General features: G+C 57.7%; 12 protein-coding genes. 7 read left to right on the top strand and 5 right to left on the bottom strand.

Features of this window, described 5'->3' with window-relative positions:
* Positions 1-192 precede the first annotated feature (192 nt).
* The 6 genes from QNM96_RS13900 (at position 193) to QNM96_RS13875 (ending at position 5,387) form a co-directional block, all read left to right on the top strand.
* A complete protein-coding gene (locus QNM96_RS13900) occupies positions 193-330 on the top strand; it encodes a hypothetical protein (protein WP_283837067.1) in 138 nt (45 codons plus the stop codon).
* Positions 331-334: 4 nt separating this feature from the next.
* Positions 335-1,318, top strand: a complete 984-nt coding sequence (locus QNM96_RS13895; RefSeq protein WP_283837065.1) for a putative sulfate exporter family transporter — start codon at positions 335-337, stop codon at positions 1,316-1,318.
* Positions 1,319-1,784: 466 nt separating this feature from the next.
* On the top strand, positions 1,785-2,762 hold the full coding sequence (locus tag QNM96_RS13890; RefSeq protein ID WP_283837064.1) for a substrate-binding domain-containing protein: 978 nt from the start codon (positions 1,785-1,787) through the stop codon (positions 2,760-2,762).
* A gap of 8 nt (positions 2,763-2,770) precedes the next feature.
* The gene (pstC, locus tag QNM96_RS13885; RefSeq protein WP_283837063.1) at positions 2,771-3,700 is read left to right on the top strand and encodes a phosphate ABC transporter permease subunit PstC; all 930 of its coding nucleotides are present in this window, start codon (positions 2,771-2,773) and stop codon (positions 3,698-3,700) included.
* Positions 3,700-4,560 (top strand): ABC transporter permease subunit, encoded by an 861-nt coding sequence (locus QNM96_RS13880; protein WP_283837062.1) that lies wholly within the window; start codon positions 3,700-3,702, stop codon positions 4,558-4,560. The genes pstC and QNM96_RS13880 overlap by 1 nt, the downstream gene beginning before the upstream one ends.
* Complete coding sequence (locus tag QNM96_RS13875; RefSeq protein WP_283837061.1) at positions 4,557-5,387, top strand: phosphate ABC transporter ATP-binding protein; 831 nt, start codon at positions 4,557-4,559, stop codon at positions 5,385-5,387. Before QNM96_RS13880 ends, QNM96_RS13875 begins: the two co-directional genes overlap by 4 nt.
* 34 nt (positions 5,388-5,421) lie before the next feature.
* On the opposite strand, the gene QNM96_RS13870 is transcribed toward QNM96_RS13875, so the two are convergent.
* Both QNM96_RS13870 and QNM96_RS13865 read right to left on the bottom strand, forming a co-directional pair.
* On the bottom strand, positions 5,422-6,624 hold the full coding sequence (locus tag QNM96_RS13870; RefSeq protein WP_283837060.1) for a carboxylate--amine ligase: 1,203 nt from the start codon (positions 6,622-6,624) through the stop codon (positions 5,422-5,424).
* The gene (locus tag QNM96_RS13865) at positions 6,617-8,578 is read right to left on the bottom strand and encodes an asparagine synthase-related protein (RefSeq protein WP_283837059.1); all 1,962 of its coding nucleotides are present in this window, start codon (positions 8,576-8,578) and stop codon (positions 6,617-6,619) included. The genes QNM96_RS13870 and QNM96_RS13865 overlap by 8 nt, the downstream gene beginning before the upstream one ends.
* Before the next feature lie 537 nt (positions 8,579-9,115).
* On the opposite strand from QNM96_RS13865, the gene QNM96_RS13860 reads away from it, so the two are divergent.
* Positions 9,116-10,345 (top strand): FAD-dependent monooxygenase, encoded by a 1,230-nt coding sequence (locus QNM96_RS13860; RefSeq protein ID WP_283837058.1) that lies wholly within the window; start codon positions 9,116-9,118, stop codon positions 10,343-10,345.
* 68 nt (positions 10,346-10,413) lie between these two features.
* Here QNM96_RS13860 and QNM96_RS13855 read toward each other — a convergent pair whose 3' ends face one another.
* The 3 genes from QNM96_RS13855 to QNM96_RS13845 form a co-directional block, all read right to left on the bottom strand.
* Positions 10,414-10,737, bottom strand: coding sequence for a hypothetical protein (locus QNM96_RS13855; RefSeq protein ID WP_283837057.1), 324 nt, complete (start codon positions 10,735-10,737; stop codon positions 10,414-10,416).
* 113 nt (positions 10,738-10,850) lie between these two features.
* Positions 10,851-11,972: a site-specific integrase gene (locus QNM96_RS13850; protein ID WP_283837055.1), complete on the bottom strand. Its 1,122-nt coding sequence runs from the start codon at positions 11,970-11,972 to the stop codon at positions 10,851-10,853.
* Between the two features lie 497 nt (positions 11,973-12,469).
* A complete protein-coding gene (locus QNM96_RS13845; protein ID WP_283837053.1) occupies positions 12,470-13,804 on the bottom strand; it encodes a sulfatase-like hydrolase/transferase in 1,335 nt (444 codons plus the stop codon).
* Positions 13,805-14,000 lie beyond the last annotated feature (196 nt).

Raw genomic sequence — 14,000 nt, 5'->3', positions numbered from 1 at the left:
ACGTTTTCAATACAGTTCAATATACTAATTTATTGGTTGTTGGAATCTTTTATGGAGATCAGGTTTTCACTGAAAGTAAGCGGTTTGCCAACTGAAGGCTGAAATTCAATGTCACAGATACAGGAGATATTTTCTCCTATAACTGACGAAATCGGCAAGGGTTAAGTACGGCGCTCGTTCAAACGCGAACGAATGACGATCGACCACCGAGGACTTGTTGTGGCCGCGCGGGCGTACTGGTCGAGGCTCGAGCGCGACTGGCAAAGCGTCACTGTCGGAGCACTGATCGTCGCGCTCACCGTAACGCTCGAAATACGGATTCCCTGGTAAATAAATGGACACCTATCGGGTGATTCCGGGGATCGGGTTTCTCTGCGTGGGTGCCGTACTCGCACGGAGTCTCGAACTCGTTGCGGGATTCAATCACCTATTGGTCGCAATCGGAATCGGATTCGTCCTGGCGAATAGTATCGGTATCCCCGATCGTCTCGGGCCAGGAATCGCCACTCACAAACTTTGGCTCGGAGCAGGTATCGTCCTTATGGGAGCGTCATTGACGCTCGACACAATCCTCGAAGTAGGGGCGACGATTATCCTCGTCGTCGCTCTCGTGACGACGAGCACGATTCTGGTCGTCGAAGTGCTCTCGCGAAACGTTTTCGGGCTCGCGACTCGGCTCGGTTCGTTACTCGCGGCGGGAGCGAGTATCTGTGGCGTCTCTGCCGTGGTCGCAGTTGCCGGTTCGATTGACGCTCGAGAAGACCAAATCGCGTACGCTGCGGCGACAGTGTTACTGTTCGACGCGTTCACTATCGTCGTCTACCCGATCATCGGCGAACTACTCGAACTATCGGGAACGATCTTCGGAATCTGGGCCGGCGTGAGTATGTTCTCGACCGGACCCGTCGTTGCGGTTGGATTCGCCCATTCGGAGGCTGCTGGACAATGGGCGACGATGACGAAACTCTCGAGAAATGCCTTGATCGGTTTCGTAGTGCTCGGCTACGCAACGTACTATGCGGGTTCGGGAACGAACCGAAACATCTCCGTCCGCACGCTGTGGGACGAGTTCCCGAAATTCGTTCTCGGATTCCTCGTGCTCGTCCTCGTCGCCAGTGCAGGCATATTCTCTCAGGGTCAACAGCGTTCGATCGAAAACGCGTACAATTGGTTGTTCGTGCTCGCGTTCGTGGGACTCGGGACCGAGATACAGCTCAACCACCTTCGAAGCACCGGTATGACGCCTGCCCTCGTCGTTTTTCTGGCATTAATCGTCAGTAGCTCCCTCTCGCTAGCAGTACTACTAATACTCTTGTGAGGGGCCGCTCGGTTCGGTCCTGCCGACCGGTCGAAGTGCCGTTATCGAACGACAAGCGCGGCCGGAGCCGAGTACACGAGAGCGGGTTCGCGGTCGACATCCAAAAATCGTTTCGCCGACGACGTACGGAAGATATTTCGCTGTCGAAGGTAGACGCAATATTTGCAATGTCGGTCCTGAAGGTGCACTGATGCGCGAGGGGACTCGATTTCTCGATTATTAGGACCACTACTCGACCAACACTTGAACAAAGAAAGATTTTCGAGGACGAATAGAATATCAAGACACCTGTTAATTCTGGGCTTCAACGACCTATACAGGTGTATTCTGGGTTTTATCGATGTGAGGCCGGTTTTGCCTGTTTTTAACACACACGGCTGGAGATTTTTGCTGGTTCCGGGGTATGTCCCAAAGAATTGCTGGGTGCCGAGGGAATACAAGGAGCTAGTTACTAGGGGAGTTACTAATGGAACGTACCTATTCACGTCGGTCTGCGTTGCAACTCGTAGGTGTCAGTTCAGCGATTTCACTCGCCGGTTGTACGTCTTTCCTCGGCGCAAGCGATACGGTTCGGATCTCGGGTGGGGTCGGACCGCTTCCGATGGTCGAAGTGTGGGCAGATATCTACGAAAACGAAACGGAGACCTCGTTCGATATTTCGGGGGGCGGAACTGGTGTCGGCGTCTCGGACGTCACCAACGATCAAGTCGACATCGCCATGATGGGCCGCGAGCCTGAACCGGAGGAAATCGAGGACGGCCTGTTCGCCGTTCCGATGCTCATCGACACCGTCGTCGGCACCGTCAACGCCGACAACCCGGTCATCGACGAGCTTCAGGAAAACGGTCTCACTCGTGAGGATCTCGAGGATATCTTCACGAAGGAGGTAACGAACTGGGGCGAGGTCGTCGACGCCGACGTCGACGAGGAAATTACCGTCTACGGACGGTCGGATGCATCCGCCGCGTACAAACAGTGGGGCGACTTCCTCGGCGGCGAAGACGATGCCTACACCGAGAACGAACTCGAGAGTCTCTCGGACGGAAACCACAACGGTGACCAGCCGGTCGCCGAGGCCATCGCCGGCAACGAGAACGCAATCTCGCTGAACAATATCAACTACGTCTACGACCTCGATACCGGTGAACTCGAGGGCGACATCCGTCCAGTACCGCTCGATCTCGATGGCGAAGGGCTCTCCGAAGAGGAGGACTTCTACGAGACGCGCGACGAATTCCTCGCCGCCGTCGAAGCGGGAACGTATCCGGCACCTCCGGCGCGGGAAATGTTCCTCGCGTCGAACGGTGAGTTCGGCGAGGACTCTCACGACTTCGTCGAGTGGGTTCTTACGGAAGGTCAACAGTACGTCCGAGACAACGGCTACGTCCCGCTCGAAGAGGAGCGACTCGAGGAAGCACAGGACGACCTAAACGAGGGGCCATAACCTAACCGATGGGGGGTTCGACGGACTCAGGAAGTCAAAACCGTCTCGGTCGGCGCCTACTCACAGAACGAGTGAGTGGGTACTGGCTTCAGGGGGCTGGCTACTTCGCTATCGTACTGTTTGCCCTGATCGTTCTGGCGTTGCTCTACCAGTCGCTCCCGTTACTTTCGGAGTACTCGCTGGTACAGATGCTCACGTCCTCGAATTGGGATCCCGCACAGAACCAGTTCGGCTTCTTACCGGCCATCGTAGGCACAGTATACGTGACCGCGCTCACGATGATTATGGGAACGCCGATCGCGATTCTCGCAGCGATCTACATCGCCGAATACGCGGAGGGGAGAACGAAGACGCTCGTTTCGTCGTTCATCGACGTCCTCGCCGCGATCCCGAGTGTCATCTTCGGTCTGGTCGCACTGATCGTCGTCGTCCCGTTCGTCGGAGACTATCTCGCGCCGGCGGTCGGCTCGAGCGCGACCGGGCTCGGTATCTTCACCGTCAGTCTCGTGATGGCGATCGTCGTCACGCCGTTTATGATCTCGTTGTCCGTCGAATCCCTCGAGGCGCTTCCGGACGAACTCCGCGAGTCGTCCCTCGGCGTCGGTGCGACGAAGTGGGAGACGATCAGAATCGTCCTGTTACGAGCCGCAGGTCCCGGCATCTTTTCGGCCGTACTGCTGGGATTCGGTCGCGTTTTCGGCGCGACTATCGTCCCGGCGATGCTCATCGGCGGCCAGACCCACTTACCGAGCTCACCGTTTGCGACGGGACAAACGCTCCCGACGCTGATCGTCAACGATTTCGGCGAGCTAATGTCGCTGCCGCTCACCCAATCCGCGCTAATCTTCGTCGGACTGATGCTCATCGTCGTCGTGTGGCTGTTTAACTTCAGCGCAATGATTCTCCGGCAGCGACTTCAACAGAGGTGGCAGTTCTAATGGATCGATACACCGAACAACGACTCTTTGGCTTGCTCGCACGCGGTGCGGCCGCCCTCGTCGTCGCCGTGATGGTGCTCGTGATCAGCGTGACGATCTACAGAGGGGGACGCGTTTTCCTCATGGATCCGACAATCGTCATCACGCCGCCGGGTTCCCGATACATGCTCGAGGGCGACGGCGGATTCCTCCACGCTGTTCTCGGGAGTATCTTCATCGTCGGACCCGCGACGATCATCTCGGCAGTGCTCGCCGTTTCGACGGCGATCTATCTCCAGAGCGATTACTCGAGTGAGCGGTTTTCGGACACCGTAAACATGTTCCTGAACGTACTCTGGGGGACGCCGCCGATCGTCTACGGTGTCTTCGTCCTGACAGTGATCATCGCGATCGGTGCCCGGACGTCGATGTTCTTCGGAATCGTCGCAATCGCGATCTTCCAGTACCCGATTATGACCCGCTACACGGACGAAGCGTTGCGATCCGCACCGGACTCCGTAAAGGAAGCCACGTACGGACTCGGGGCGACACGGTTCGAGACTGCCCTGATGACCGCACGTGCGGCGCTTCCGGGAGTCATCGCCGGGATCGTCATGGGCTTTGCCCGCGGAATCGGCGACGCCGCCACGGTCCTTTTCACCGCCGGCCGAAGTACCAATATGCCGGCGGGTCCCTTCGACGGGGCGACGACGCTCCCCGTACTCATCTTCGATCAGGCGATGTCGTTCAACGCCGAGGTCCGTTCTCACGCCTACGCGGCATCGTTCATCCTGATCATCGCCGTACTGGGGCTGATACTCGTCTCGAAACTACTGGCCGGGCGATACGCCCGGTACGCACCAGGAGGTCGTCACTCATGACAACGAACACTGCACTCACCACGAAAGATCTCTCCGTAACGTACGTCGGAGACCGCGAAGTAGAGGCGCTGAAAGGCGTCAGTATCGATTTTTCCGCAAATCAGCTGTCGGCCATAATCGGCCCCTCCGGCTGCGGGAAATCGACGTTGCTAAAGTCGCTGAACCGACTCCACGAGATACAACCCAACGTCGAAATCTCCGGTGACGTCCATCTGGGGGATCAATCGGTCTACAACACCGATGAACCAGTTCCAAAGCTTCGAAAACGGATCGGTTACGTCCCGCAGACGCCGACGGCGTTGCCGCTATCGATCTACGAAAACGTCGCCTACGGGGTGAAACTCCACGGCGAGTACGATTCGAAGAACGAGCTCGACGCCCTCGTCGAGTCCTACCTGCAAAAGGTAAACCTCTGGGACGAAGTCGAGGATCGACTCGAAACACCCGGTGCAGAACTATCTACCGGCCAGATACAACGGCTCTGTCTCGCCCGTTCGTTGGCCGTCGAACCCGACGTTCTCCTGTGTGACGAGGTCACGTCTGCGCTGGATCCGATTTCGGCCGAATCCGTCGAGGAGACGCTCGTCGACCTCAAGGAGGAGTACACGATTATCATGGTCACACACAGCATGGAACAAGCACAACGCATCGCTGACGACGTCGTGTTCCTCTACCTCGGCGAAGTAATCGAGGAAAACGACGTTCAAACGTTCTTCCAGAACCCCGAAAAGGAACGGACGAAAAAGTTCATCGACGGCGATACCATCGTCGAATACGACGAGAGTGACGACGATTCCCCGTCCGAAGCCGTGCCAGCCGAACGGTAACAACCACCGGATAACCGATCCGAATTAACCGCTCTCAGCTAAGCCGCTTTCTTACCGCCCCTTCGAGTTCAGTTTGTATCTGCCGAACGATCGGTCGCGGATCGTCCAGATGGAGATAGTCGAAGTTCGAAGTTGCGAGACACGAACGCGAGATTTCAGCCGTCCGCCTAGGCAAGGACGGTCGCTCGACGAACGGCGAGTCCTCCCGGACGACGCTCACGAGGTGCTCCAGTTCTCCGAACAGATAATGCGTTCCGACGCCGGTTTCGTAGTCAGGATCGATCAGGTCCTGACGATTTCCAACCTGAAGCACGTACCAATAGGGGAAGTCGGCGCCCGCTCGCGTCGCACACGCGAGCGATTGCCACATTCGAGGGTTGATCTCGACGATACTGAACTCCCCCGTCTCGGCGTCTTCGATGTACTCGATGCAGGCGAGGCCGTGCCACTCGAGTTCGTCGAGGATCGCTCGACCGGCCTCCTCGAGCGCCTGAATGTCGACCGACTCGCGGTAAACGCCGCCGCTACCGGTGTAGGAATCGCCGCGGATCTGGCGGTGCTGGAAAGTTCCGAGGGCCTCCCCATGATCGTAGAGTGCGCCGAAGACGTACTCGTCGCTCCCCTCGATGTACTCCTGAACGATTGGTTCGTGGGACATGTCATCGGTGAGTGCGGCCGTATCCGGCGTTTCGCCGGCCGAAACGTGTTCGACGGATTTGGCGATTTTCGAATCCTCGAGTTTGAAGTCCTCGAGATACTCGTCGGTGAGGACGTTGTACCGGGACTTGACGATCTGTTCGCCACTCCAGTCCTCGACGTCGCCGAGCAGTTTCGTCTCCGGAATTGCCACGTCTGCGCGTTCTGCGGCGTCCGCGAGGCGCTTGCGATCGTGGACGGATTTCAGCGTCTCGAGTTGGGGAACGACGACGTCGATGTGTCGCTCGAACTCTGCGGCGTACTTCGAGAGCAGGTACGTATCGTGGGGCCGGTGTGGAACGATCGTTCGAACGTCCTGCCGGGCGGCGAGACCCAACAACGCGTCCTTGTACGCCGGGAGATTGCTCGGCGGCGGAATAAGCACCGACTCGTCGCAAAAGCGAGAGGTGGTGACGCTAAGGCCGGGATTGTCAACTGCGACTATCGTCCGAACGTCCCGATCGGCGAGCGAACGGACCGACGCGTAGCCGTGGGGATACCTCGAAGCGGTAATGACGACCGAATCACGGACGTCAGACAACGTCGATCACCTCGTTTTCGAGAGCCAGAGTCGGTGTTGCGGTCGTCTCGCTCTGCTCTGCGTTCGTCACGATCTGTTCCGTGCTCGTCTCGGTCAGTGCTGTGTTCGCCTCGGTACTGAGTACGTGTTCTGTTACTGGCATCGTTAGAACCGTCAATAGCGTGTATAATTCGACCACGTTGTTCGAACCGTGGTGGTGATCTCGATAGACCTCGCGGATCGAATCCACGTCGGGACCTGGCAGTGCATCGGCGAGGGGTTCCTGTTCGTCGAGGACGTCGTTTGCAAACCCGAACGACCGAAGCAGTTCAGCATCATCCAACCAGGGCCCATCGGTCAGGTACGGTTCTGGTGGCTTCTGGGTCCGTACGTGTTTGTCCCAAAATTCGTGTAGATGGCTACTCACGTATTCGAGCGTGAACGGCCTCGCAAGTCCAACACCGGTACTCGCGTGTGGAATCAACGCCAGATCGGGCGCGAGTCGATCGACTGCCTGGCCGACCAGATTCCGCCGAAGGCGGTACCGGATCGGCATCGACAGGGAAAGCTCGAGCAACCGATTGTCGAGAAACGGCGACCGGTAGGGCAACAGTTGACGAAGTGCCGTTCGAAAGCGCATGTCGTCGTCGTTCGATAACGGGTAGCAGTCGCCGTAGTAGACGAGTTCGTCGAGCGACTCGTAGGTGACGCCGTGATGGACGATCCGGTCTCCCTCTCGGGAGATGTTTGCGTTAAGCACCGTACGGAGGTCCGTCTGCATATCGAAGCCGTCGTGGGCGTCCTCAACCAGGAGGTCGACATACTCATCAACGGTTTGAATAGATCGCTCGAACGGGATCGTCATCGACCCGAGCGGGCCGAGTGAAACCGACGGAGACGGAATACTGTATCCCCCGAAAAGCGAATCACCGTACAGTCCCGATAAAAGGCCGTCGACCCGATTCGTAATCTGATCTTCGAACCCGCCGGTATACGGCTGCGTAAACCACCCGTTGAACGAACTCGCCCACCGGTTGCGTTCGAGCGCACCAATCCGGTATTGTGGCCCCCGCTCGAGAAGTTCGAAGTCCGCATCTGCCTCCGTGGCGACTCGCTCAGCGATACGAGCTTCACGATTCTTCCAATCGTTCATGTGAAAGGCTGTCGCATCCTCGAGAGTGGACAGAACGAGGCGAGAATCGCTCCCGCCCGAAAGCAACACGCCGTACTCGTGGCCGTCACGCGTCCACTCGTCTACAATCGTCTGGAATCGGTCCGTGAACTCTTCGACGAACCACTCGAAGGGCTCATCTCGCGGCTGGTACCGCGGACGCCAGTACTGTTCGGCCGTCCGGCTCCCATCGACCAGCGAAATCGTCGTAATCGACCCCGGCTCGAGCTTCTCGATACCTTCAAGCGGCGTTTTGACGCCAAACGTTCGTCGAAAGGCGAGATATTCGTGCAGGTACCCGGTATGGAAGGAGGTCTCAACCGCCGGGTGAGACGGCAGAAGCTGGATGTTCGTCGCGAACACGATCGCGCCATCATCCGTCTCGGTTCGGTAGATCGGGACCGTTCCGAACCGATCGGTACACATCGAGATCTCCTGACTTTGCCGGTCGTAAACCAGAAGCGTGAAATTGCCGTTGAGACGGCTGACGAAGTCCAATCCGTACCGTTCGTATAATGAAACGCAAAACTGCGCCGCGTTGGTATCAGGAGGACGTGGTTGGTACTCGCCGGAGCGATCGTCCGAAGTCGTATCGTACCCGTATACGTCGCCGATCACCCAGCACCGAACCGCATTGGTTTTCCCCCTAGCAGGCCGACTCGCGAACTGGCAGTTGTGTGGATCCGACTCAATGGCCACGTTGTCGGTCGTATACTGGACCCCGTCATCGGACTCAACCCACTCCTCGAGCGTCGAGACCGTCAACGAACCGTCTGCACGGATCACCCCGTGAGTGTGACTCATTTATCCCCACCCCCACTCCAGCCGGTCGAACGAACCAGACTGATAGTCTGCAATCGTCGTGTACATGCTAATCGCATCACAGAATAATGCAATTTTGCTAACCCATTTATTATCACTACTATAACAGTCGACGAGCACTCCGTCGATCGGCTGCCTCGAGATCGGCGAGCCGGTGAGAAACATGTCAAAGAAAAGGCTGTGGACGCCCGAAAACGGGACTTAACATGTCTATAAAAGAGATCCTCTTCCGGTGGTCGGATGCTCGTTCTCCCCTTCGCATCAGTCAGTAACAGCGGACATGGCGGTGTCGATAGATATACCAGCGTGCGTGAACTAGCCCCGGCAAACTGGTCGATGAGAGCCGGGCGCATGTGATCCGGTTCGGAAACGAGCTCACTAGTAACTCATCCGACACCCTTTTTAACCCCATCCAACAATTTCATTTCTTTCTGATATCGTTTAGAAAAACAAAGCGTAGCAATAGAATCGGCTACCGTAAACATTATGGAGGAATTTAGATTACATAGTAATACAACTATGAGTACCAACGAGAACACTAATCCGGTGCTGATTGCCGGGGCTGGTCCGGTCGGGATGACCGCAGCGCTGGCGCTACACGCCCGCGGAATCGACACCGCTATCCTCGAGGCAGAATCGGAAGACCGGGACAGAGACGGGAGTCGCGCGATCTACGTTCACGGTTCGACCCTTCGCACGCTCGAGCGCATCCACCCGGGTCTCGGAACCGATCTGGTCGACGAGGGTCTGGTCTGGCCGACCCGACGCACGCTGTATCGCGGCAAAGAAGTGTTCAACCGAACCTACGACTCGCCGGGCGGAAGCGGAGACATCCCGCACTTTACCAGTGTCCCACAGGTCGTCACCGAAGCGTACATGCACGACGCCCTCGAGGACATCGGCATCGAAATCCACTGGGATTCGGAAGTTGTCACCGTCGACACCTCGCCCGACGGTGTTCACGTCGAAACGGGCGACGGTGCCGAGTGGGAGGCCGAGTATCTCATCGGTGCCGACGGCGGTGGATCGGAAGTTCGCAACGAGATCGGCGCGAACTTCGAAGGCGATCAATCCGAGAACGCGTTCCTCATCGCCGACATCGAAGAAGAAGGCGGACACGGGGAAGAACTCGAGCGGATGTTCCACTACGATGCGCCGGAAACCGACGGACGGAACGTGTTGCTCGTTCCGTTCACCGGCGGCTGGCGTCTCGACATTCAGTGTCTCGGCGACGACGACCCCGAGGAACTCAAAAGCGACGAGCGAATGCAGGAGTTCATCCGCGACGTCATGGGCGAGGAGTACGTGGACAACCTCAAGTGGGTCTCGACGTATTACTTCCTCCAGGTAATGGCGGACACCTTCGTCGACGAGCATCGACGCGTGTTGCTAGCCGGCGAAGCCGCCCACCTGCTGGCTCCCTTCGGCGCACGGGGGATGAACTCCGGAGTTGCCGACGCCGACGAAGCGGCATCGGCAATTGCAGTCGCTCTGGGCGCACGGACGGACGCGGTCGCCCGCGACGAAATCGAATTGTACGCGGCGCGCCGCGAGAAAGCAGCGGAGTACAATCTCGAGGCCGCGGGACAGGCTCTCGAGTATCTGCAGGGAGAGAATCCGGCGACAATCCTGCGAAAGGAGGCGGCCGCCTCACTCGCGGATACCTTCGAAGAGGCGGGCGAGTGGCTCGACGACGCCCCGTACGGACCGCACGGATCGCCGCCGATTGTCTCGACCGGCAACTACTAACTCACAATCGTTTCTTCGTCTCGACAGCTATCGGCAGAAAAATCGAACCGTGCGAAAATAAACCTGAGTTAGGCGAGATCGAGTCGTTTGGCGACCCAGTGATCTCGAGCTTCCATCACGAGTTCTTCACCATCCTCGAAATCGGTCGTCTCCGCGACGAACTCGTCCCACTCGCCGTGACCCACCGCCTCGAGTTCGTCACCAGTTTCGGCGTCACTCGGGCTAGCCGCGACCAGTTCGTCGAACGAGTCGAACTCGGATCGCGCCTGAACGAACGCGTCGTCGAAGATCTCAGCGAGCGGAATCTCGTCGTCCGTATCGTAGACGTCGTCGGCCGCCGGGAGATCGTCCTGTTTCTGTGCAGCGTCTTCGAGGTCGATTTCGAGCACCATGGGTTCACTTTGTATTGAAATTATGTAAACCCATCCCATTCAGTCAGACTTAGCAGGGTAAATAGCGTCGATCGTAATCCAGAGTTCGGTTACCGATCGAGAGCCCTCGAGCGCTAGTCCATCACGTCGTCGATCTGCTCTGCAACGTCTTCGGGCTGAATATCACTGTAAGCTTCGTGGGTCGTCTCGATTGATTTGTGTCGCAGTGCTGACTGTGCGAGTTCCGAGTTGCCGCTCGCGTACAGTTCGTGACCGAGGCCGCGCCGTCCGCCGTGGGGCTTTAGGTACTCGCCGTCGATCTCGAGATTTGCTTCCGCACAAAGGCGCTTCATCACGCTCCGAGCTCCGTTTTTCGAGAGAGACGGCGGCGGAACCTCGAACTCTCGGAGCGCCTCGTCGGTCGAGCGGTCCTCGAGCATCGTCTCCACTCGATCCGAAGAATACTCGGCCTCGAGGGCCCGTCGTTTCGAGGGGTAATGACCCGTTGGAAACACGGGCCACTCGTCCGATGGCGGCTCGAGGATGGCCCGGTGCCGTTCGAGTGCATCTTTCGCGCGCGCTGGTAGACCAACCCGTTCGTACTGGCGGGATTTCCCGAGTACGGTCACACGTCCGCGCTCGTCGTCCAGTTCGACGTCCTCCCATGTGAGTCCGTTCCGTTGGTCGTCGTGGGGGTCGGCAAACGCCTCCGCACCTCGGAGGCCGGCGAGTGCGAGCAAGATGACGAACGCGCGGTCCCGGTAGGCGCGCTCGAGATCGATCTTATCGTCGTCGTACGCGCGGTCTACTCTGGCGTGAACGAACGACAGAAGCGCCTCTCGAGTGTCTTCATCCCAGAACTGGCGATCGCGCTTTCCCGTATCCTCCGGTAAAAATTCTCGAGCGGCGTCGGTCGCGGCGGGATTCGTCTCGAGAAGCTGATCCCGAACGCAAAACGAGAGGAACGCGCGCGTGTACATGTAGTAGTTATGGGCGGTCGAGGCGGCAATTTCGTCCTGAGCGGTCCGGGTGCGAAGTTCCATCCCCCAGTCGCGACAGCACGCGGTATCGATTTCGTCGACGTGTTCGATGCCGTTTTCCTCGAGATACGATCGAAAGGACTCCTCGCCGCGTTGGAGCACCCACTCGAGGGTGTTTCGCGATCCGCCCGCAGAGAGGCTGGTCAGATAGCGCTCGAGGGCGTCCTCAACCCTCGTTTTTCCCGCGGGAGCGTCGTTCTCAGCTGATGGCGACATTCGTGTGTCGGGTACAGTATCGACCCACCTAAATCTACTGCACTAAAGTGTTCTTTAGTACAGTAGATGTGCTGGACGCCGAATCATTGGATATTGTGCGTTTCAGGCCTCCAACACGGGGGACCCACCATGTATAAATGTTATAACGGTATATCAAATAGTATCGGCTCGAACTCGAGCAACCAGATTGCAACGACACCGATGAAGCCAATTCCAAGAGATTTGGAGTGGATTTTGGCATTTAAGGCCACCAATAGGGCGGTTAAAGCAAAATTCTCGCTCACCATTTCTGCTCGAGAAACCCGGTGAGTCGTCGTTCGAGCGTCGGGATCCACTGCCGCATCTCGAAATCTCATCGATTCCGTGGACGTGATCGCAACGAGAGTACGAACGATCCGACGTCCGCACCTGTTTCCGGCCCCTCGACGAGTCCGACACTCGAGGGTTTCGGCGGAGTGGATCCGTCGAGCATATTAACTGTTTGATACATCTGCCGATCACGCGTAGCCGAGATCCTCTAATCTCGCTCGTACGTCCTCCGAGACGGGTACGCTGGACTGCCGGTCTTCGTCCCTGCGTGTGATCGAAGCGGCCAGTTCCCGCAGAAGGAGCGGTGGATTTTCCGCAGTCGAAGATCCCCGCTCTTCCCACCCCTCGAGCGTTTGATAGCCGTAATACTCGTTTGGTCCCGCGAGACCGTTCAGTGGTCGGTCGTACGACCTGACCAACTCGTCGGGGTACCGATCGCGCATCTTCTCGAGGCGAGCGGCTCGGAGCCCTTCGTACTCGACGAGATAAAATCGATCGTCGATCGTGCCGAGCAGATTTTGTCCACGGGAGACAGCCTCGACATTGAGCAGGTCGAGGATCGTCCGATGGACATCGAGGAGACTTACCGTCTTCGAGCATGCCCCGGATAATCCCTCACCAGAGATCACGATCGGGATCCGGGTCAACTCCGGGTACACACCGTGTAAGTGACGCCAGCTCCCGTGCTCGCCGAAGAGTTCACCGTGGTCACTGAGCGTGATGACGTAATCGAAACGCCGCTGTAGTTCCGCGAAAATTCGTTCGTACTGATCGGCGAGATACCGGACCGAATCGTTGTACGCACCGCGAACCAATCGCCCGTCCGGCTCGTCGTCGGTCAGCGTCGCGGCAACCTCGTCATACGATGCGTCTTCGGTCGTTCGATACGATTCCGGGGGATCGTACGGTGCGTGCGCCTCCATCAAATTCACGAAAAGAAAATCCGCGTCGGCGTATCGGTTCTGTTGGAGGGATCTTAGCAGTGGCGCCGCTCCGTCATCTCGGTGAGGCTGTTCAAAGAGAGTTCTCACGTACCGGTCAGTCAAGCGCTGTGCGAGTCCGGTTTTGATCGAAGGGAGGATTCGATACCAGCCGGCCGTCATCCCTTTTGCTATCGTCGCGTACTTCTTTGCACCGGAATGACTGTTCTGGAAGAGTTCTCGCCACCCCGTTATACCTTTGCTATTGACATTAACGCGCCACGTCCCCTCGAACGAGTCAAATCCGCGATCGAACCCGAAAACCGGCGAAACCATGAGATTCGCGCTGAATGCCCGAGGCGTGTATTCAGCACGGGAGAGGAGTTCAGCGAGTACCGGTTCGGGTCGATCCAACCCTTCCGAGTTGGCGTTTGCGCCCGCTTCGCTCGCGTACGTTCCCGTAAACAGCGAGGCGTGGGCGGGCATCGTCCACTTCGCGGTCGACCACGCCTGTTCGAAACGCCGACCGGGCAACCACGAAAAATGCTGATCGAACGCATCTTTTCGTAGCGTGTCGAGTACGACGAGAGCGATACGCGTCATCAACCAGAGAGTCAGTTTCAACGGGTGAAAAGCATAGGCTGGCGAATTACGTATTTGGGGAGTTCCGCTGAGTGTACTCGAGATTCCGGTACCGGAAACGGGACGGCGGCCCCATCCGCCGTTCCAAATCAACGGCTCTGGTGAATCACTAGAAGACATCGACTTTTTGGGAAATCGGGTGACTTGAGGTGCTACT

Origin of the sequence: Halostagnicola sp. A-GB9-2 (assembly GCF_030068615.1) — an archaeon.
Taxonomy (GTDB): Archaea; Halobacteriota; Halobacteria; order Halobacteriales; family Natrialbaceae; genus Halostagnicola.
The sequence above is the reverse complement of the archived record's forward strand: the minus strand, read 5'-3'. Positions and strand labels throughout refer to the sequence as shown.